The organism is Paenibacillus sp. YN15, from assembly GCF_003285005.1.
Lineage (GTDB): Bacteria > Bacillota > Bacilli > Paenibacillales > NBRC-103111 > Paenibacillus_AR.
Genome location: NZ_QMFA01000094.1, coordinates 1 through 1403 on the forward strand (window position 1 = coordinate 1; position 1403 = coordinate 1403).

At 50.5% G+C, this 1403-nt stretch carries 1 protein-coding gene; it reads left to right on the forward strand.

What is annotated here, in order from left to right:
• Positions 1 to 99: 99 nt before the first annotated feature.
• Complete coding sequence (locus DQG13_RS30280) at positions 100 to 1329, forward strand: IS701 family transposase (RefSeq protein ID WP_113023921.1); 1230 nt, start codon at positions 100 to 102, stop codon at positions 1327 to 1329.
• Positions 1330 to 1403 lie beyond the last annotated feature (74 nt).

Genomic DNA, 1403 nt, shown 5'->3' on the forward strand with positions numbered 1-1403 from the left:
TCGTCGAAGAGTAACATAAAAGAAGGACATCGAGCCTTTAGAGAGAAATTGTCGTTTACCAGACCACAATTTCCAAGATAAAGGAGATGTCCCACTCTCATGGTATCCCTCTACCTGCCGCTCGTCAAGTTCATTTTGGCTCTGAAATTAGAATTTTCCAAACCGCAGCTCGGTCATCTGTTTACCCTCGTCCATGGCATCATTCTCTGCGCCGGACGAAAGAATATCACGCAAGTCCAACAGGCCGCCAAGAGTAACCGTCATCTCAGCAGCACGACGAATTTCTTGAATCATGCTCCTTGGTGCGTCAATCGCATGCAACGACGGCGGATGGACATGATCCTGAATCGAATCCGGACCAAAAGAGCGAAACAGGGAGAACGCCGCAACCTGGTGTTTCTCATTGTCGATGATACGTGCTGCAAGAAAGATCCCTCCACCAAGAAAATGGAGGCGCTGAGCTTTCAGTATTCTCATGAAGCAGGGAAGTCCGTCTGGTGTCACTGTCTAGTGACCGCTCATGTGGTTGCCAACGGTTGCTCCTATGCCTGGGATTATCGTCCCTACTACCAGGAGGCCTATTGTCAAGCTCAACGCATCCCTTTCAAAAGCAAGAATGACTTGGCCTTGGAGATCATCGAAGCTTTTCCTGCTTCGGAGGAGGAACAGGTCTATGTTCTCATGGATAGCTGGTACACTAGCGAGAAAGTCATCAACGCCTGCAACCGCAAAGGATTTCATGTGATCGCCGCGGTGAAAACCAATCGCCGGATTCGCCCGGCAGGGGTATCTATCCCCATGGATGAGTTCGCTGAACAGTACATCCGACAGTCTGACCTTCGCTTAGTTACGGTGGAGGGTCAAGGAAAGTACTGGGTCTACCCGTATGAAGGACCGGTCAGCGAAATCGAAAACGTCAAGCTGCTGCTGTCCTGGAAGGACGCGTATACCGCTTCGAGCAAACCGCAGGTTTGTCTCTTGTGTACGGATGTATCGCTGGATCTCGTTACCATTCAGAGCTATTATCACGTACGCTGGAACATCGAAACCGGGTACCGATACTTCAAGGAACTGCTGGGCTTTGACCACTATCAGTTGCTTTCGTTTACGGGCATCCAGCGTTTTTGGGCGATCCAGTTTCTGACGCAAAACTTTCTGGAGTCGCAGCGGCAGGAATGGATGGAGCAGCAAGCGGACCTAACTCTTGGGGATGTAGTCCGCCGAATTCGAGACGAGTATTTGGGGCAGATCATCGTCTATGTGTATCAGCAGGCCTTGGAGAAAAAACCTCTTTTCGACATTCTCAAGCTGCTCCGCCTCTCTGCCTAAAGCGTCGTTTGCCCGAATGCACTACGCGTGTGCCCATTTAGGGGGCGTTCATGCTAAATTCGCAACACTCAAGT